We start from the raw sequence: 20843 nt of genomic DNA on the forward strand, positions 1-20843 counted from the left end.
AATTAAATGGGAGGGGTATTTCATGGACGCACTTAAAGGACTACATCACGTGACAGCTATAACAAGCAGTGCAGAAAAAATATATGATTTCTTCACTTACGTATTAGGTCTTCGATTAGTGAAAAAAACAGTGAACCAAGATGATATCCAAACCTATCATTTGTACTTCACAGATGATGTCGGCAGCCCCGGAACAGATATGACATTCTTTGACTTTCCAGGCATTCCAAAAGGGGTGCATGGCACAAATGAGATTTCTAAAACATGTTTCCGAGTTCCAAATGATGAGGCATTAGCTTATTGGGTAAAACGCTTTGATAAATTTGAAGTGAGACATACAGGAATCCAAGAGCAGTTTGGCAAAAAGACTTTATCATTTGTCGATTTTGATGATCAGAATTATCAGCTCATATCAGATGAGTTAAACGCGGGAGTGCCAGCAGGGACACCTTGGCAAAATGGACCGGTGCCACTTGAATATGCGATTACTGGATTAGGACCTATTTTTGTCCGGACTTCTTTCGCTGACTACTTCAAACAACTGTTAGAGGAAGTATTCTTCATGAAAGAAGTCGCTAAAGAAGGCTCATTCAAACTATTTGAAATGGGTGAAGGGGGCAACGGGGCTCAAGTAATCGTTGAAATGAACACCGTGCTTCCGCAAGCTCGACAAGGCTATGGCACAGTCCATCACACAGCATTCCGAGTGAATGACAGGGCTGACTTGGATGCTTGGCAACAACGTTTAGAGTTATATAAACTGCCAAACTCCGGCTATGTAGAACGCTACTATTTTGGTTCTCTTTATACAAATGCTGCCCCTTCCGTTTTATTTGAATTAGCAACAGATGGTCCTGGCTTTATGGGGGATGAACCATATGAAACACTTGGTGAAAAACTATCATTGCCGCCTTTCTTTGAGCCAAAACGCGAAGAAATCGAAAAAATCGTAAGACCTATTGATACAGTGCGCAGTACTCGAACATTTGAAAAGGAATATTTATAGGGAAGTGAAATCATGGGATTTATGTCTAAATTATTTGGTACAAAACAAGAGGAGGAAGAAACAATGACAAAAGTAAATATCGGTATTATTTTAGGATCAACTCGTGAAGGACGTTTAAGTCCACAAGTAGGCGCTTGGGTAAAAGAAATCGCAGACAAACGCGGCGATGCAAATTACACAATCATTGATATTGCAGATTACAAATTGCCACTACTAGGGGAAGCAGGCGGAGATGCATCAGGCGCAGCTGCATGGTCAGAAGCTGTTGCAGCACAAGATGGCTTTGTATTCATCGTTCAAGAATACAATCATTCGATTACTGGTTCACTTAAAAATGCACTAGACTATCTTCGCGAAGAATGGAACAACAAAGCAGCTGGTATCGTATCATACGGTTCAGTAGGCGGGGCTCGTGCAGCAGAACACCTACGTGGTATCTTAGGTGAATTGCTTGTAGCAGATGTTCGTGTACACCCAGCGCTATCATTGTTCACAGATTTCGAAAACGGTACAGACTTTAAACCAAAAGCTGTTCAAGAAGAATCAGTGAATCAAATGTTAGATCAAGTCGTTCCTTGGTCAAAAGCATTGTTCACAATTCGTTAATCTTTCTTTCATTCATATACATGCGCAGCGACTTGCGCATGTATATGTACATCATGAAAATTGAGCAAATCACATCAAACAAGTTGATGGATGTGCTCAGTCGTTATGAGAAAAGAGACAGATAAGGGGATATGGAGATGACAGAATTCACGCAGTTGGTAAAAGAAAGACGATCGGCAAGCAACTTTCTTCCGAATTATGAGATTTCACAGGAAGAGTTAGATGAAATATTTGGCCTAGTAAAGCTCGGACCTTCAGCTTTCAACCTTCAACACACGCATTACGTAGTCGTGACAGACCCAGGGGTGAAAGAAGAAATAAGAAAGGCCGCTAATGGGCAGTATAAGGTCCATAGTGCATCAGCTGTCATCTTGGTGTTGGGCGATAAAGAAGCCTATAAAAAAGCAGCTGAAATCAATGAAGGATTATTGATGCTAGGTATATTAAATAAACAAGAATATGACTTTGCAGTAGAAGGTACCGTTGATCTGTATGAGACAAGAGGACCTTCATTTCAAAGAGATGAAGCCATCCGAAATGCTTCCTTATCTTCTATGCTCTTTATGCTAGTAGCCAAAGAAAAAGGGTGGGATACTTGCCCGATGATTGGATTCGAAGAGGATAAAGTAAAAGAAATCCTGAATATCAGTGATCAATACGAGGTAGCGTTAATGATTACACTAGGAAAAGAAAAAGTAGCGAGCAGACAACCACGAGGCTATCGCAAGCCTGTGAATGAGTTCGTCACCATCGTTTAATAAAGAATTGGAGTGAGTAAAATGAGCAAAAAAACAATGGGTATTCATCACATTACTGCCATTGTAGGCCACCCACAAGAAAACGTAGATTTTTATGCAGGTGTATTAGGATTACGATTGGTGAAAAAAACAGTCAATTTTGATGATCCAGCTACTTACCATCTTTATTTTGGGAACGATGGCGGAAAACCAGGCACGATCATTACCTTCTTCCCTTGGGCAAATGCGCAACAAGGTGAAATTGGTGACGGACAAGTTGGGGTAACAGCATATGCTATTCCACAGGGTTCTTTGGCATTTTGGAAACAAAGATTGGCTAAATTTAATGTGCAATATACAATTGCAGAACGTTTTGGCGAAGAAGTTCTAGCATTTGATGATCCTCATGGCTTACACTTAGAGCTAGTTGAAAGAGAAGCAGGGGAAATAAATACATGGACTACCGGAGAAATCACACCACAATTTGCGATTAAAGGATTTGCCGGAGCTACACTTTATTCCACAAATCCAAGCGAGACAGCTAAGTTAGTCGAAGAAATCATGGGGCTTGAAGTAGTAGGGCAAGAGGGAGACTATATTCGTTTCCGTTCTAGCGCTGATATCGGGAATGTTATCGACCTGAAACTAACAACAAATGGCCGTGGAATTATGGGTGTCGGAACAGTTCATCATATTGCATGGCGTGCCATTGATAATGAGGACCAATTAGATTGGCAAAAATATATCTCACAACACGGGTATGGCGTAACACCGGTTCGAGATAGGAATTATTTTAATGCCATCTACTTTAGAGAACATGGCGAAATCCTGTTTGAAATGGCGACAGATCCTCCAGGATTCGCACATGATGAATCACCAGAAACAATGGGTGAAAAATTAATGCTGCCTGAGCAATTTGAACCTTATAGAGCGGGAATGGAACGGAGATTAATTCCGATTGAAGTGAGAGAGCTAGATTAAATCATATAAAAGGAATGATGACGATGCGATCGATTGACCCAGAAACAATGTCTGAAAGAGAAAATTATAAATTTTTGACAGGAAGCATTATCCCTAGGCCGGTTGCATTTGTTACAACCCGTACGCAAGATGGAGTTCTGAACGGAGCTCCATTTAGCTACTTTAATATCGTTTCATCTAATCCGCCTATGATATCCCTATCGATTCAACGAGCCAATGGGAAAATGAAGGACACAGCTCGAAACATCTTGGACTCCAATGAGTTTGTTGTTCATATTGTGGATGAACACAATGTAGATAAAATTAATATTACAGCAGCTAGCTTACCACCCGAACAAAGTGAAGTAGAGCTAGCAAACTTAACACCTGTAGAAAGTACACAGATTACTGTACCAGGCATTAGAGAATCGAAGGTCCGTATGGAATGTGTACTGGAGAAAGCCTTAGAGTTAGGTGGTACAGATGAACCTGGCTGTGACCTGATCATTGGTAGAGTCGTTCACTTTCATATAGAAGAGGCTATTTATGAAAAAGGAAGAATTGATCCTAGAGGATTAGCAGCCGTTAGCAGATTGGCAGGCCAATCCTATGCTGAAATTGGTGAGATGTTTGAAATAGAAAGACCAAAATAGCTTTGGTTATACGAAAAAGGACACAAGAGGAGGTTGCAACATGAAGCACATTTTTAATAAAGGAACCAACCCGAATAAACCAACATTTTTAATGCTCCATGGTACAGGTGGGAACGAACTTGATTTGCTGCCATTAGCAGGAGTCATAGATGATGAAGCCAATGTATTAAGCGTTAGAGGGAATGTCTTAGAACAAGGCATGCCAAGGTTCTTCCGCCGATTATCTGAAGGGGTATTTGATGAAGAAGATTTAATCTTCCGCACGAGAGAGCTAAATGAGTTTCTGGATGAAGCAACAGAAAAATACGGCTTCGATCGAGATAACATCATTGCCATCGGTTACTCAAACGGAGCCAATATTGCAGCCAGTCTGCTATTTCACTACCAACATGCATTAAAAGGAGCCATCCTGTTACACCCAATGGTGCCGAGAAGAGGCATCGCTTTACCAGACCTAGCAGGAAAATCTGTATTTATTGGTGCCGGAACAAACGACCCGATCTGCTCTCCTGAAGAGACGAAAGAATTACAACAGCTACTGCAACAAGCCAATGCTAGCGTTGAGCTTCACTGGGAAAATAGAGGTCATCAATTAACAATGGGTGAAGTGGAAAGTGCTAAGGAATGGTATTTGAAGTTAGGTTAGAATCCTATTTATATAGTCTTTAGCTTCATTAAATGAACGAGATTCATTTAGTGGGGTTAAAGGCTTTTTTTCATGCGCTTATTAAATTGAAAAAGGGACAATCTGAAATTTACTGTCGTTCCTATGAGAAATACAACCGCTTACGAGACGTTTATTACCGCACTCATCTAATTTACTGCCGCTAAGAGGAAGTTTACTCACGAAAAAAGACAAATTAAGTCCCTGATTTCTCTCCGTCAGCAAAAATCACAGATTTTTCTATCAATAATTAACTTTCATCAGCAAAAAATCTTCTCAAAAAAGTTTACCTATACAAAACATCGGGTATCTCCTCTTTATGAACAAAATTTAAAGGAGGAAGACAGATGTCACAAGAAGAAATGCAAATGAAATTCAAAGAAATCTTATTATACGGTTACCAAAGAGGAAATGAAGAGGGGACACTCTCAGCTTCAGATTTAGTACAAGAGCTAGCGGATAAAATGAAGGACGTTCTATGGGTCGCAAATACGCAAGGGTAATGATAACAAATATAACTTCAAGCAACTTTTCGAAAATTCGCCAATTGCACTTACACCAAAAACTCCAAATAAACAAATCAACATAAAAGGCACCCTTAACAAACTCGTCAAAGGTGCCTTTTTTCATGCCTTAAATCTTAACAGTATTATTATCCCGAACTCGTTTGATTAACCGACCTCGCCGCCTTTTTAATGCAACGACGCTAGTACCATACTTCACCGAAAGTTCTTCATAGCCGAGCCCTCTTATATAGTAATCTATGAGAAATTGCCGATCTTGTTCCTCGATGTTATTCAATAAACCTTCCAGTTCATTAGCTATTTCATTGTCCAACTTCATAGGCAAGTATGTCTCCAGCTGGGAGTCTTCTTCAGGTTGATAGTGCGCCTCATAACGAATCTCTCGTTTCAATTCATCTAGAATACTGCCATGAATGCACCTATAAGCATAGGGGGTAAAGTCTCCCTGTGCTCTGTCATATTTTTGCCACGCCTGCCAGAGGGCAATGCGAGCAGTTTGGCGATATTGCTCATGGTTTTTGTAGATTCTGCACTTTCGGATGGATGCTGAAATCATCGGTTCGTATTTTGTCAGAACTTCTTCAAATTGATACATATTTGATTTCTCAATTCTCATTGTGCACAACGGGTTATTCCTAGGTGAGTTCAGAATAGAATCTTTTCAGAAAGATGTACAAAAGCCATTCTGTCGATTAATCACGCCAAAAAGGTCGTTTACGGGCACCAAACGATCCGAATGGAAGCCGTAAACGACAAAAATGAACAATCTTCAGTTAGTGAGGAGAAAAATAGAGAAACCTTTTTCTTACTTAATAAGATAAAATGTGTTTCCATTACCATCATAAAAACTTATCAAAATAATAGAAGGATACTCTTGAAAGATATTTTATGAAAATAAGAATTATATGAAATATTCTTTCAGAAAACAAAGGGGAATTGTTTAGTGAAAAGGAGAATATTTTTGAGTTGTTGAGCATAAGATAGCAGGGTGTCCAGTTTGAAGGAACTTATAAAATTGTTTGAAATGGAGTGAGAGAGTAGGAAATCATGCGTATATAAAATATAGATCTATCACTAAAAATTTCTAAGCGATAGAATAATATTTTAATAGGGAAAGGGTTTATAATTGTGATTAGGTAAATCTAAAGTAATGAAAGATATAGAAATATAATATTAGTACTAGACACATGGTATATATATAAAGGAAGTTAATCATAATAGACTAACCGTTTTTATCTATTTATAACCCAATTTTAATGTAAGAAGTTAAATTTATACTTTACTAATAATATATTACTTTATCTATTAACTACAAAATAAAATAAATAACTGTTAATAAGAAGTGTATAAAATAAGACTAAAGATATAAAAAGGGGTAATTTTTAATAAAAAACAATCATTAATAACATTTAATTGTATTTATTAGAATATTCATCATATAATTTTGTTATTTTTAATATTAAATTGACATTAACATTTTTTTGTTCAATATTTTTACAGAAAAAAAGGTGGAAAATTGATAGGATATAGTCGATAATAAGGACAAGCATGGTTAGTTGATAAGTCTATCAATGCGATTTAATGCTAATCATATCCAATAAGGGAGGATTTTCAATTCATGAAGAATTTTAAACTAGTAAAAACTACAGCTGCTCTAGCTCTTGGTGCTTCAGTAGTAACTGCTGCTGTCGTTCCTGCTGCTACATCTGCATCTGCTGCTTCTAAGTACAAAGTATCAAACGGTAAATTAGTAAACGCTAAAACTGGTAAAGTAGTTAAAGGTTACGTAGTATTCAAATCTAAACTTTACTACAATGGTAAATTGAAAAAAGGTTACAAAACTGTTGGTTCAGGCAAAACAATCAAACTTTACTACAACGGTTCACTTAAAAAAGGTTACAAAACTGCTAACAACAAAAAATTGTTGTTCTTCAACGGATCTCTTAAAAAAGGTTACAAAACAGCTGGCGAAGGCGAACGTCTTTACAAAGATGGTTATTTAGACAAAGGTTACGAAGTATACGGTGATATTGATAAAAATCCATCACTTTACTACAACGGCTACCTAAAATCAGGCTACAAAACAGCTAATAATGCAACTCTTTTATTCTACAACGGTAAATTAAAAGAAGGTTACAAAACGGCTAAAGAAGGTACTGTTCTTTATAAAGATGGTCGCTTAAACAAAGGTCTTGCACTAGTTGAGGAAAAATTATATAAAGATTCTTCATTAAATAAAGGTCTTGCACTATTTGAAGACAAACTATATAAAGATTCTTCTTTAAATAAAGGCCTTGCACTATTCGAAGACAAATTATATAAAGATTCTTCTTTAAATGAAGGTCTTGCACTATTTGAAGACAAACTATATAAAGATTCTTCTTTAAATAAAGGTCTTGAAAAATACGAAGAGAAATTCTACTTCGATGGAGAGCTAGCTGACGGTACTTACGAACACGAAGGCAAAGAAATTGCAATTGAAAAAGGTATTGAAGTTGGCGCTAAAGTTAAATCTGTAGAAGCGATTAACGCTAAACAAGTTAAAGTAACATTTAACAAATCAATCGATGAAGATACCGTTCTTGATTCAAATTCAAATTTATTAGCAGGTTCTATTACTTTTAAAGAATCAGCTTCAAATACTACTGCTGCAGTAACTGCTGCAAATGCAACTGGTGAATTTACAGATGCTAATACATTAGTAATTACACTTGATAGTAGTGAAATTTTTGATGGTGCATATACTTTAAATGCAACAAAAGCAGTAAAGACTACTGGTAAAGAAAGTATTGAAGAATTCTCTAGAGCATTCTCAGTATCAGATAAAGTTGCTCCAACAGTAGAATCAGTAACTGCTAAAACAAATTCTACAATTGCAACTTCTGCAAAAGTTAAATTCTCTGAACCAGTTTCAGCTGCTGTTGTTAAAATTGATGGAACTGTTTATCCAGTAGCAAGTGGCACTGGTACTGATGAATTTACATTCACTGGTTTATCATTAAGCACTTCTTCAGAACACAAAGTAGAAGTTCTTAATGCAACTGACTACAACAACAACGTTACTCCATTACAAACAAAAACATTTACAGTTAATCAAGATACTGTAGCGCCAGTAGCAACTACTGTAGCAAGTGGAGATCATGCTATACTATTAACTTTCGATAAAGATATGACTGTAAATACAGTAGCAGGTGCTGTAAAAGTTCTTGATGAAAAACTTGGAACAGTAGCTTCTACAGTAACTCAAGTTGGTACAAGTAAGACAAAATTCTTAGTAACTATCACAGGTACAACACTTTATGATAATGCTGCTTCTCGTTCATTAACAGTGGTAGTTGATGACGCAGCGAAAGATGCACTAGGAAATAAAGTTTCTACAACAACTAAAGCAGTAACATTAGCAAAAGACGTAACTGCTCCAACTGTTTCTAATGTAATAGTAGAGAATGATACAAATGGTAATGCTAAAACTCTAAAAGTGACATTTAGTGAAGAATTGAAAGATGTACCTGCTGATTTAACAGGTGTAACTGCTAAAGATGCAATAACTGGTACAACTGCAACAGTTACAAATTTATTAGATGCTACAAATATTAAATTATCTGATGACGCTAAAACTGTTGAAATTCCAGTATTGGCAGCAGCACAAGGTAACAAATACAACTTTGCATTTGCTAAAGGTTTTGTACAAGATACTGCTTTAACTGCAAATGATTCAACTGCATATGCTAAAACTGTTGCATTTGATAAAGCAGGTTCTGCTTTCAAATTAGTACAAACTGACTTAAATATTACTACTGCAAACACTATTGTTATCACATTTGCTAAACCAGTTGTAGGTGACTTCGGAGTAAACGCTGCTAACAACCCTGCAAACTATACTGTAGCTGGTCAAGCTCTTCCAGCTGGTACAGATATTGAAATTAATGCAGCTCGTACAGACGTAACAATTACATTACCTTCTGATTTTGTTGCAAAAACAGATTCAAATGCAGTATTTACTGTTAATAATGTAAAAGCAACTGATGGTTCAGCGTTATCTGCATTCGTTGGCTTCGCTAATGTTAAGGATAACATCGCTCCAAAACTTAATAAAATTGTTTGGAATGCAAATGGTACATTCACTATTGGTTTTGATGAATCAATTAATACTGTAGGCGTAAATGCGGGATATGAAGTGAAAGTTAACGATAAACTTATTCCAGATGCAGCTTATACTTTAGATGCTGGTACTGGTTCTGATGCAGGTAAAATTGTTGCTACATTCAACTACGAAAATGATGCAACTGCAGGTAACTATATCGATGTTGATGAAGATTCAGCATATACAGCAGGTAAAGATATCTTAGCTGGTGAAGTTGCTAAAGTATCAGTAAAAGTTAAAGATTCTGGTAACACTACAGCAGATGCAGCTGGTAACGTTGCTAAAGCTGGATTATCAGCATCTGCTTCAAAATAATCTAACCGATTATTAAATCCACCCCTTACCTTATTGGGCGAACGGATTCAAGGACTCCTATCTTCTTCGGAAGATAGGAGTTTTTTAGTTTCATAGCATTGAGAGACAGCGGGAGATGCCGATTGGGTTATCGAAAAAGGTTTTTCTGATTTTGCGAATGCAATTGTTGATGTACAAGAATTAAGAAACTCTACTCCTATTACTTATGATGATGAAAAGGTATATAATGTTTTGAATTGAAGGTCTCAATCTCATGCGAGAGTGGGATTTTTTGTTTGCTTTTTTGAGAAGTGCACAGATTCTTTTTAGGTTTAATTATTTTAGAGATGGACTTAAAAAAATGGCAAATAAACCGAGAATAAATCCGAGTATCTATTCTTTCCATGGATACATATTAGTAAATGAGATTACTAAGCTATGTTTTGATTATATATAGATAAGGAGTTATAAGATGAAGGGTTATGTCTTAATTATCATGCCGATCCTTTGCTTCTTTTTGTTTGAAATGCAATTCAATGCACAAGCAAAAGATAGTGAGAGAATAACAGATAAGATTGGTAACACGATAAAAATACAAAGCAACTTAGAACAGAAATTAGCTAACAGCAAAAAGGGCAAGATGAAAGTAATTATTCAATTAGATGAAAAGTTTAAGCCGGAAGGACAAATTTCTAAAAGCCAAAAGAATGTACAAGAGAGTAGTATTCAAGAGACACAGGATACTATAGTAAAAGATTTGGACAATCAAAATGTTACGGGTCATATTTCCAAATATAAAACCATTCCTTATATGGCAATGGAAGTAGATGCAGAAGGTTTACAAGCTTTGGCTGAAAACCCGTCTGTAAAAAGTATTATGGAAGATGGCGTCATCTCTAAAAGTGATATAAAAAACACTGGGGAATTAGAGGACGAACTAAGTTCAAAGCTTTTCATGACGAACAGTGTGATGCATTCAGAAAACGCATGGTCAGCTGGTTTTACAGGAGAAGGGGAGACAGTAGCCATTCTTGATACAGGTGTGGATCGTGCCCATCCATTTTTAAAAAATAAAGTGGTTTATGAGGCATGCTTTAGCTCCAATTTAAACTGTAATGGGAAGTCTACTGCAACAGGTACAGGGACAGCGAATGACACAGAAGGGCATGGTACACACGTGGCCGGCATAGCTACTGGCAATACATCATGGATGTCGGGGGTGGCTAAAGATTCCAAGATTATAGCGATTAAAGTATTGCCTGATGCAGGGGGGAAGGGTAACTTTTCAGATTTATTAAATGGGCTAGAGCGAATCTACTTATTAAGAAATCAGTATGATATATCTGCTATTAATCTAAGTTTAGGCGGTGGTCAATTTTACAGTACATGTGATGGTTCTTATTCAAGTATAAAAAGTATTGTAGATAATCTAAAGAGCGCAGGCATTGCGACGATTGCTGCTTCAGGGAATGATTCCTACAAAAACGCGCTCAGTGCACCAGCCTGTATTTCTTCTGTTGTGAGTGTAGGATCTACAAATAATTATGATGATGTGTCGAGCTTTTCGAACAGTGCTAGTTTCCTAGATTTATTGGCTCCAGGAGAATATGTATATTCTTCCGTTCCAGGAGGCGGTTACGGCTATAAGTCAGGTACATCTATGGCAACGCCACAAGTAACAGGAGGCTTCACGCTAGTGCGTCAAAAGTATCCTAATTCGACTGTTGATCAAATTCTTTCTTATATGAAAGTAAACGGAGTCAGAGTGACGGATTGGACGAATTATATCTCGACACCTAGATTGGACTTTGCTTGGATGAAACCTAACTTAGTCACGTTGAATCAAGTGCAAAAACCAACCTGGCGAGGGGAAACGATTGAATGGACAAGTATTCCGAATGCTTCCCAATATGAGGTTAGACTATATAAGGAAGATACCGTGATCTCTACACAGCGGGTTTCAGGGAGTGTACATGAATTGGACCTTTTTAATGAGATGGACAGTAATGGAACCTATACCGTAACAGTCCAAGCGATCGGTGATGGCGTTAATTATCAGGATGGCCCTGTTTCTCCTGAATCTGATATCAATCATATCGTAAGAACACTAACGAAAGTTGAGAAACCAACTTGGCATGGCAGCACTATCCTATGGAAAAAGGTAGCTAATACATCGTACTACGAGCTACAGTTATATAAAGATGCATCATTAATAGCTAAGAAGCGAGTAGCGAATAGTGTGGATCAATATAATTTTGGGGACCAAATGGTAAAGCCAGGAGCATATACGGTTAGCGTCCAAGCGATAGGTGATACAATCAATTATCGAGATAGTCTTATATCTAGCCTGTCTAATGTAAACAAGAAGCTGATTACGCTAGCGAAGGTACAAAAACCGACTTGGGTAGGCGATACTATTCACTGGAAAACAAGTGATTCGGCTAAAATAGTTGAGGTTCGGTTATACAGAGGAAGTAGATTAATTTATTCTAAAAGAGCGGCAGCAAAAGAGAAGAAGTATAATCTTTCTTCTAAAATGAGAGATCCAGGTGAGTACACCGTAACAGTAAAAGCTATTGGAGACAATAAAAACTACCAAACAGGAGCAGCCTCGGATCATTCGAGTAAAAGGATAACCTTAAAACAAGTAGCCAAACCGACTTGGAGTGGTACTGTTATTCAATGGCATACTGTTGCTAAATCCTCAAAGTATGAACTCAAATTGTACCGAGGTAATAAATTAGTTTATACAAAACAGGTCTCACCTAAAGTCCATAAATACAGCTATACTTCTAAAATGAAAGTACATGGTAAATACTCCGTGACCGTCCAAGCAATCGGAAATCAAAAAACGTATAAAAACGGACCGATTTCACATCATTCGCTTGAAAAGGGTAGATAGATTGATAGAATAGGTAACCCAAAAACAAACACCGCTCACTCCCAAAAGGAATGAGCGGTATTTTTATTTCTTAATCTTGATTGACTTGGTATTGCTATTGGCACTATATACTTTTGAGTCATAGTAAGAGACGATAAATACTTTGTATGTTTTATTTTTTGTTAATCCTTTAATGGTAGCTGATGTTTTGGTTGTTTTTAAGCTCTTCATCTTTGAGCCTGTCTTGTAGAATACTTTGTAATTTTTTGCTCCGAATACATAATCCCAGCTAACATTGATACTTTTGTTTTTATTATTGCTGATGCTATAAATGGTTGTTTTTTGTGGTTTAATTGTGAAAGTGAAGCTTTTCTTTCCTTTATATTTTCCAATGCCCTCTACCAATATCTTTCCATAACCTACTTCAATGTTATCAGCAAACTTGAGTTTGTAATCTACATTTTGCTTTAGCTTTTTTTGACCAGCATATATGGACACATTCGGTTTGACTGATTTGCCTGTATAGGTTGGGGAATTGCCATTCATTTTTGCTGATAGGTTAATTGCTGAGAGATTAATTGATGAATCCGCTTTAGGTTTATATGATGGATCTGTTGAGAACCAATAATAACTTCCATTAGCGCGCTTGATTCGGAAATATGGATATTGATTATTTTTCTTAAAGAGTGCTGCTGTATAAGCCAAAGTGTTAGAGCCTGGATAGATTGATAGGTTCATTACATTTTGGCTATCGTATAAATCGCCTAAAGTAGCGATATCAATAGGTGGTACTGACCGGAAGTTTTTATCGAAATAAAAATCATCTGCATAATAGGCAATCACATCACTTAGATCAAGCTCTTCATCTTTAGGACTGCTAACATAGGTGATTTTATATTTGAATAAAGACCATTGTTCATCAGAGGCGGGTTTTCTATTAAACATATTTTCGCTCTCAATAATAGAATCAACGGGTCCCCCAAATGACAGATCAAGCAATTGGATTTTTATTTTTTTAGGTGTATCAAAGTCGTATCTTTGAAGCGTGATAGAGTTTTCATCATAGGCACTAAATGGGTTGGTCCGAGAACCTTTTTCATCAGCAGCAGCCGAATTTGAAAAAATAATGAATGATAGGACAAGCATTCCTAGTAACAATAATACCTTTTTCATGTTATACCTCGTTTCTAAAATTTTCATACTTTTAACTATACAGTAAAAAATTTCTAGAGTCATTGATAGGTTTTTGCTTATTTTATTGATACAAATAGATACTAACCCATTATCAATTTACCTATTTACTCATTACAAGATAAGCTTAAAACATGGAGAATTTACTGTTGTTACTATTATTAGCTAGCCTTAGAGCCAACCTTGCTCAATCCTTTATATTTCCACGATATTAACAACAATAAGTGGAAGTACAAATTAGATGCGATGACACCTGGTAGTGCAAATAGAAGCATGCCTTTCCAATAGATATTTCCACCAATTATAATGAAAAGGGCGCCAACAATTGCGCCTGCCAAAGAATACATACCTAATCCCCAAAAGTACTTTCGCCATTTTGATCCTCTATTCAATTTTCTAATCAGCCAATCAATGAGAATTGAAAAGGGAATTCCTGCAATAAGATAAAGAAAGCCAGCATAAGCAATAACACATATAAAGGTTTCAAAAAAACCAAAATAATAGACGTTAGGCGCTCGTTGAGAGCTCGGAGTGTAGAAAAAACAAGAAAATCCTAATGCAAATAAAACCACTGCTAATATCATGGCTATGAACCTTTTTTTCATATAATCCTCCTTTAGTTCCTATTTTTTTATTTGAAAAATAATAAAGATTATAAAGAGAGTTAATATTAAATATCTGTAATCCTTGGACTTTTATTGAATTAATGAATAGTTAATTTTTTTCTTTTAATGTCATCATTCCACTGATAAAGAAACAAATAAGTAATAACAAAACAAAAGTGAAGAAGTTAAAAAAAACAGCATTTGAGTATATAGTGAATAAAGGAATATCCGTTCTTCCACGATATATTGGGTTTACTTCAGCTAGTACTGATTTTAATTTAAATGCCCTTATAAGAATAATACTTATAATCAAAGTCATTCCTATTAAGCTTCCACTTGTAATAATTCGAATAGAGCTTTTTTTCAACTTCAGATACAAATACGCATGTAGATAACTAATAGACAAAGCAACAAAAATAAGGATGAATGGAAATAAGAAAAAGAATCCCAATAATCCAATATTGCCATTTCCTCCACTATTATGAGTTGGAGAAACAGCTGTTAAATTTGCAAAAGTAAAAGAGCCAATTGTTATGACTGTACTAAAAATATAGATGATACGAAAGAGAGAACTAGTCATTTTTTTCATCTACTAACCACTCCTTTTCGAAGCTATAAACTAAATTAAGAAATAAAGACTAAAAAAAGTACTTATTCTAGTAAGTTTTAGTATATCTTAAATAGATAAGTAAAGTTTTGTTAGAAAGGAGGTAAAATGTTATGAAATCTATTATTCATTATTTTCATCCGTTAGTGTGGATAATACTATGCGGAACAATATTTGCACGAACTGCAAGCTTTATGGCTATGCCATTTTTAGCTTTATATTTACATAATCACTTACATGCCTCTCCCTTAATCATAGGCCTAACATTAGGCGTAGGTCCGTTATTCTCTACCTTTGGCGGACTTTTTGGCGGCTATTTAACAGATCGATTTGAACGTAAAACAGTCATTATCATAACAGTATTTGTTTGGAGTTTAACCTTTTTCGGTTTTGCTTTCACAACATCTGCAGCCATATTTGTCGTGCTGAATGCAATTAACGGTTTATGTCGATCATTTTTCGAGCCTGGTACACAAGCTCTAATGGTTGATTTTACAGAGAACAATAAAAAACGTCGACTATTTTCTGTACGTTATACGGCAATTAATATTGCCGCTGTTATCGGGCCTTTGCTAGGCGTTTGGATCTCAAATATGGCTAGTGCTTCGATTCCATTTATGATTACTGGGATTATGTATGCAATGTATGGGGTATTTTTGCTGTTTGTATTGAATCGTTATCAATCACAGCAACAAAAATTAAAATCAAATGGTCATATTGGTGCTATTTTTAAGACAATCAGTAAGGATACAAAGTTACTGCTACTAATCTTGGGCGGTATCTTAATTTCTCTTGGCTATTCCCAATTTGATTCTACCTTGCCGCAGCTTATCGATTTAAGAGTGGAGGACGGTGTGAAGCTGTTTAGTTATGTAATTGTTACAAATTCAATTACAGTATTAGCATTACAGTTACCGCTTAGCGTATTAACGGAGAAAATATCGATTTATAAGTCACTACAAATTGGCATTATTATTTTTTCAATGGGACTTCTCCTATTTGGCGTGTCAGAAAATAAGTGGATGTTTATTGGGAGTATGATTATCTTTTCAATTGGTGAGATTTTCTGCTTCCCAATGATGAATGCTCTTATTGAAGAAATTGCACCGGCTAATCAAAAAGGCCTTTATTTGGGAGCTGCTCAGTTAAAAAATATTGGTGGTTTTATTGGTCCAATTTTAGGTGGTTGGCTCTTAGTTATTGCCGTTGACTGGATGTATACTATTTTGGCATTGGTGATGGCAAGCAGTATTTGGATATATAAAAAGGCGTTGCGGAATTAATGAAGAACTAACGAATGAACATGCAAAGCTCATCATCGCCAATTTTAATTCGCATAGAATGAATTTATTAACGCTGTAAACTTATATTCCTATATTTCATGACGGTGGCAAAGATATTCAACAATCAGGCGCAGTTCCCAATTATGGGAACTGCGCTTTTTTTATTTAAGTGATAGATTGCGAGGAGACATTAAGAAATAACTCTAAGTAAATATAAAAAGCTACTTCAAGCAATCCTTTATTTTATTACAAAAATTTCACCGAAATAGGTCATTTTAACCATTATATGTCGAATAATACTTAATTAATAATAAAAAATATTTAGAATATTCCTATTTAACAAAAATGTTAAAAGTGTTAAAATACTAATACAATCATAGAGACTACATAATCTTATAACTTGATAGTTTAAAGGGGAGAATGACTTGGATAAAAACAAGATGAAAAAAGGATTTACTGTCGGAATCGCATCAGCTTTGCTTGCATCTCAAATGGTTATGATGACAAGCCATGCAAAAGCAGAGTCTGGAGTTCAATATACGAAAATTAATCTTTCCCAAAAGAAAACAGAAAGAACGAAGCTTAATAGTGGCAACGAATATAAACAAAATCAAAAAGTACGAGTTATTGTTGAATTAGAAGGTGCCCCTGCCATTTCTTATGCGCAAGATAAAGGCGTCATGTATAAAGAATTAAATGCTAGTACACGTACAAAGCTGCAAAATTCAATTAAAGATGAACAAAAAGGATTTTTGGCTGATGTTAAACAAGAAAAAGTTAACTTAAAGGTTGAAAATTCATTCACTACTGTTTTAAATGGTGTCAGCGGTGAAGTTAAATATGGAGATATTGAAAAGTTAGAAAAAATGCCTGGCGTTGAGAGTGTCAGCATTGCAACTGAATATGAACGACCAAAAGAAAAACCGACCATGGTTACAAGTAAGGAAATGGTCGAAGCACAGCAAACATGGAAAGACGGCTATAACGGAAAGGGCATGGTTGTCGGTATTATCGATACAGGGATTGATTATCACCATAAAGATATGAAGCTGACTAGCACGAATGGAGAAAAGTTATCGAAGAGTTCTACTGGCGATATTATTTCAAAAAATAGCTTGCCAGGTAAATTCTACACAGATAAAGTTCCTTATGGCTATAACTACGCTGATAAAAATGATGAAGTACTAGATCTTGGCCCAGATGCATCCATGCACGGTATGCATGTTGGCGGTACTGTAGCAGCGAATGGTGATGAAAGTAAAGGTGGCATTCAAGGTGTAGCACCCGAAGCACAGCTATTAGCGCTGAAAGTATTCGGTAATGACCCAGCAATGCCATCTACTTTTGGGGATATCTATATTAAAGCGATAGATGACGGTATCAAGCTTGGCGCAGATGTATTAAATATGAGCTTAGGTTCTACTGCGGGCTTTGTAGATGATAATAACTTAGAGCAAAAAGCTGTAGACAACGCTGTGAACAACGGTATTGTTATGTCTATTTCTGCTGGTAACTCAGATAACTTGAGTGGCGAGTTTGGTGGACAACCATTGGCTTCAAACCCAGATATCGGGTTAGTGGGAGCTCCATCCGTATCTAAAAGCTCTCTATCAGTAGCTTCAATGGAAAACAATAAAATCAGCCTCGATGTATTTGAGATTAAAGTTGGCAATGAAACACTAACAGTTCCTTACAAAAAGCAATCTTCTCCAAACCCATTAGAAGTGTTCGACAAGAATGAAGTTGATGCAGTCTTGGTGGGTGACGGCAGTGAAGGCCAATATAAGGACAAAGACGTCAAAGGCAAGATTGTAGTTGCAGAACGTGTTGCATCAAATCCTAACTATGGCGAAATCCAAGCAGCAGCAGAAAAAGCGGGTGCTGCTGGTGTAATCGTTAAAGGTTTAGCAGCACATGGCGACTATGTGAGCATGGCATTAAATGCGCCAACCATTCCTTTAGTTTCGCTTGCACAAAGTGAAGGTAATAATTTGATTGCCAAATTGAAAGAGGCTGGCGGCACTGGGAAGGTTACGTTCACAGGTGAACAAAAATCTGTCGTTAATACGTCAGCTGGTAAGATGTCTAGCTTTACTTCATGGGGCGTAACGCCAAGCCTTGAGCTGAAGCCAGAAATTACTGCACCAGGTGGACAAATCTATTCTACTTTAAATAACGATAAATACGGCCTAATGAGTGGTACATCGATGGCAGCACCACATGTATCCGGCGGGTCAGCGCTTGTTCTACAACGCGTACATGAGTTATTCCCTGACTTGAAAAACGCAGAAAGATCTAAAATGGCGAAAGTGTTGCTAATGAATACAGCAAAACCAGTGGAGGATCCAGATAATGGAGGCATCTACTACTCACCTCGCCGCCAGGGCTCAGGCATCATGCAATTGCATTCTGCCGTTACAACACCTGCTTATGTAGTTAACAAAGGTACGAATGAAGGCAAGGTTGAGCTGAAAGAAATTAATGGCGACTCATTCACTTTCACATTAACTGCAAAGAATATGAGCGATGAAGCTATTGCCTATGACGTTAATACTTCTGTTCTAACAGATGCAGTGAACGGCGGTACGCTCTCATTGAAAGAGCAAAATATCGCGAAAGCTAGTGTGACAGTAGATACACCACATGTTGAATTAAAAGGCAAAGAATCAAAAGATATTACGATAAAAGTAGATTTGAAAAATGCTGATGAAGAATTAGCGAAGTTAATGAAGAACGGCTACTTTGTTGAAGGTTATGTAAGCCTTGAAAACAAAACAGACCAAGCTGCTCCAACATTGACAGTTCCTTTTGTCGGCTTTAAAGGAGATTGGAACAAAGCGCCAATCCTTGATGAGATGGCGTATGATGAAGATTCTTATCTAGGCAGCTCCTTCATGGTAGATGAAGAAGGTGAGGTTCTTGGTGAAAATCTAAAAACTAAGAAATTAGATGCAGACAAAATTGCATTCTCTCCAAATGGCGATAAATCTAGCGATGAAATTGCACCTGCTATTACCTTCTTACGTAACAGTAAATCGGTTGAATACAGTATCGTAGATGAAAATGGAAAAACGCTTAGAACCCTAGCGAAAACAGGTCTTCAAACGAAGAACTATCAAGCGAAACAGCCATATGTTTATAATCCTGACAAAACAACATGGGATGGCTTTATCAAGAATAAAAAAGCAGAAGATGGCACGTACTTCTATCAAATTAAGACGCAGTTGGATTATACAGGAAAAGAACCGCAAACAGTTAAAATTCCTGTTATTGTAGATACTGTGAAGCCTGTCATCTCCAATGCATCTGTTAGCGAGAAAAAAGGCAATCTCAAGTTTGAAGCGACTGATATGAAAGGTAGCGGATTGCAGTATATTGAGATTTTCGTAGATGGAAAAAGCCAAGGTCAGTTCGACCCAGCTGGAAAAACTGCATTTGATATACCATTAGAAAACCTGAAAGCTTCAACACGTGTTGAAGTAGTCGCAGTAGACTATGCAAATAATATGGAAAAAGTAACAATCGGACACGAAGAGGATAAAACTATTCCATTTATCGTGACAACATCACCAGAAGCACTAGGCGTGTTTGATGATCACAAAGTATCTGTTAAGGGATATGTTGATGATGTATCTGGTGTTAAGACATTAAAAGTCAAAGGCGATAAACTAGTAGGCGGCGAGATGGACATCCCAACAGTCTACAACGAAAAAACAAAACAATATGAATTTAATACGAAAATCGCCTTTACGAAAGATGGCGTAAATGATGTCATCTTTACCGGTGAAGATAATGCGGGTAATAAAGTGGAATTCAAGCGCCAATTGATTGTCGATACAACACCGGCGACTATCGAAATTAGCGGTGTTCCAAAAGGTAATGTAGTTGGTGAAAAAGTAAGCAGTGTAACGTTAAAAGTAAAGGTCTCTGATAACTTTGATGATCTTCGTTTAACAGTAGACGGCGATGAAGTGTATGCACATCAATTCGATGAACCATATGAAATGAGATCACTAACTCATGAACTTAAGGTGCCTGTAAAATTAGTGAGTGGAGAAAATAAAATTGTCTTCAAAGCCACTGATATTGCGGGACATGTAACGAAGGAAGAAGTAGTTATCAATAAAGCTGGCAATAAGGATACAACTGCTCCTGTTCCACCAAAAGTAAATGCTTTCAGTAATAAAGATACAGTGTTAAAAGGCAAAACGGAAGCGAACGCAACGGTTGTCGTTTACAAATCAAGTAAAGAAATTGCGACTAAAAAAGCGAATGCAAAAGGTGAATTCACTATTAAGTTGCCAAAACAAAAGGCTGGAACTGTGCTTATGGTGAAGGCATTTGACAAAGCAGGAAACCGCAGTAAAGCAACGAAGGTGAAAGTGTCGGATAAAACAGCACCTTCTCGTCCAACAGTGACAAAGTCAATTACGACAAAAACTACTGTAGTGACAGGTAAAGCGGAAGCTGGTTCGACTGTTTATATTAAGGCAAACGGCAGTATTATTGGTAAAGCAGTAGCCGATAAACATGGTAAGTATTCAGTGAAAATCAAAAAACAAAAGCTGAATACGACACTTTCTGTTTACGCAAAGGATAAAGCAAAAAATACTAGCAAGACTTTAAAAGTTAAAGTAAAAAAATAATATACTAATTAAAAAACCCAATCTCCTTAGAGATTGGGTTTT

15 protein-coding genes and 1 pseudogene are annotated in these 20843 nt (G+C 36.7%); 12 read left to right on the forward strand and 4 right to left on the reverse strand.

What is annotated here, in order from left to right; all coding sequences use genetic code 11:
- Positions 1-22 precede the first annotated feature (22 nt).
- The 7 genes from M2M59_RS02010 to M2M59_RS02040 all read left to right on the forward strand — a co-directional run bounded on the left by M2M59_RS02010 (position 23) and on the right by M2M59_RS02040 (position 5129).
- Complete coding sequence (locus tag M2M59_RS02010) at positions 23-1006, forward strand: ring-cleaving dioxygenase (RefSeq protein ID WP_249775304.1); 984 nt, start codon at positions 23-25, stop codon at positions 1004-1006.
- Positions 1007-1018: 12 nt separating this feature from the next.
- Positions 1019-1612 carry an NADPH-dependent FMN reductase gene (locus M2M59_RS02015; RefSeq protein WP_249775305.1) on the forward strand — a complete coding sequence of 198 codons (594 nt, stop codon included), beginning with the start codon at positions 1019-1021 and terminating at the stop codon, positions 1610-1612.
- 137 nt (positions 1613-1749) lie between these two features.
- Positions 1750-2370 carry a nitroreductase family protein gene (locus M2M59_RS02020; protein ID WP_249775306.1) on the forward strand — a complete coding sequence of 207 codons (621 nt, stop codon included), beginning with the start codon at positions 1750-1752 and terminating at the stop codon, positions 2368-2370.
- Between the two features lie 21 nt (positions 2371-2391).
- Positions 2392-3330, forward strand: coding sequence for a ring-cleaving dioxygenase (locus M2M59_RS02025; protein ID WP_249775307.1), 939 nt, complete (start codon positions 2392-2394; stop codon positions 3328-3330).
- A 23-nt stretch (positions 3331-3353) separates the two neighbouring features.
- Positions 3354-3962 (forward strand): flavin reductase family protein, encoded by a 609-nt coding sequence (locus tag M2M59_RS02030; protein WP_249775308.1) that lies wholly within the window; start codon positions 3354-3356, stop codon positions 3960-3962.
- A gap of 40 nt (positions 3963-4002) precedes the next feature.
- Positions 4003-4608, forward strand: coding sequence for an alpha/beta hydrolase (locus M2M59_RS02035; protein WP_249775309.1), 606 nt, complete (start codon positions 4003-4005; stop codon positions 4606-4608).
- Positions 4609-4973: 365 nt separating this feature from the next.
- The gene (locus M2M59_RS02040) at positions 4974-5129 is read left to right on the forward strand and encodes a YwzD family small protein (protein WP_158512616.1); all 156 of its coding nucleotides are present in this window, start codon (positions 4974-4976) and stop codon (positions 5127-5129) included.
- A 130-nt stretch (positions 5130-5259) separates the two neighbouring features.
- On the opposite strand, the gene M2M59_RS02045 is transcribed toward M2M59_RS02040, so the two are convergent.
- Positions 5260-5766 carry a sigma-70 family RNA polymerase sigma factor gene (locus M2M59_RS02045; protein WP_249775968.1) on the reverse strand — a complete coding sequence of 169 codons (507 nt, stop codon included), beginning with the start codon at positions 5764-5766 and terminating at the stop codon, positions 5260-5262.
- A gap of 1002 nt (positions 5767-6768) precedes the next feature.
- On the opposite strand from M2M59_RS02045, the gene M2M59_RS02050 reads away from it, so the two are divergent.
- From M2M59_RS02050 to M2M59_RS02060, 3 genes and pseudogenes are all read left to right on the forward strand, one after another.
- Positions 6769-9609: a hypothetical protein gene (locus tag M2M59_RS02050; RefSeq protein ID WP_249775310.1), complete on the forward strand. Its 2841-nt coding sequence runs from the start codon at positions 6769-6771 to the stop codon at positions 9607-9609.
- Between the two features lie 102 nt (positions 9610-9711).
- Positions 9712-9840 (forward strand): annotated as a pseudogene (locus M2M59_RS02055) (DNA-binding protein); the annotation flags it as partial.
- A 220-nt stretch (positions 9841-10060) separates the two neighbouring features.
- Positions 10061-12490 (forward strand): S8 family peptidase, encoded by a 2430-nt coding sequence (locus M2M59_RS02060; protein WP_249775311.1) that lies wholly within the window; start codon positions 10061-10063, stop codon positions 12488-12490.
- A 63-nt stretch (positions 12491-12553) separates the two neighbouring features.
- Here M2M59_RS02060 and M2M59_RS02065 read toward each other — a convergent pair whose 3' ends face one another.
- The 3 genes from M2M59_RS02065 to M2M59_RS02075 all read right to left on the reverse strand — a co-directional run bounded on the left by M2M59_RS02065 (position 12554) and on the right by M2M59_RS02075 (position 14854).
- On the reverse strand, positions 12554-13642 hold the full coding sequence (locus tag M2M59_RS02065) for a fibronectin type III domain-containing protein (RefSeq protein WP_249775312.1): 1089 nt from the start codon (positions 13640-13642) through the stop codon (positions 12554-12556).
- Between the two features lie 179 nt (positions 13643-13821).
- The gene (locus tag M2M59_RS02070; RefSeq protein ID WP_249775313.1) at positions 13822-14265 is read right to left on the reverse strand and encodes a hypothetical protein; all 444 of its coding nucleotides are present in this window, start codon (positions 14263-14265) and stop codon (positions 13822-13824) included.
- A gap of 109 nt (positions 14266-14374) precedes the next feature.
- On the reverse strand, positions 14375-14854 hold the full coding sequence (locus tag M2M59_RS02075) for a hypothetical protein (RefSeq protein ID WP_249775314.1): 480 nt from the start codon (positions 14852-14854) through the stop codon (positions 14375-14377).
- A 131-nt stretch (positions 14855-14985) separates the two neighbouring features.
- Here M2M59_RS02075 and M2M59_RS02080 point away from each other — a divergent pair, with 131 nt between their 5' ends.
- A complete protein-coding gene (locus M2M59_RS02080; protein ID WP_249775315.1) occupies positions 14986-16155 on the forward strand; it encodes an MDR family MFS transporter in 1170 nt (389 codons plus the stop codon).
- A 425-nt stretch (positions 16156-16580) separates the two neighbouring features.
- Complete coding sequence (locus M2M59_RS02085) at positions 16581-20801, forward strand: S8 family serine peptidase (RefSeq protein WP_249775316.1); 4221 nt, start codon at positions 16581-16583, stop codon at positions 20799-20801.
- The last annotated feature ends 42 nt before the right edge of the window (positions 20802-20843 follow it).

It is taken from the genome of Rummeliibacillus sp. G93, assembly GCF_023515935.1.
Taxonomy (GTDB): domain Bacteria; phylum Bacillota; class Bacilli; order Bacillales_A; family Planococcaceae; genus Rummeliibacillus; species Rummeliibacillus stabekisii.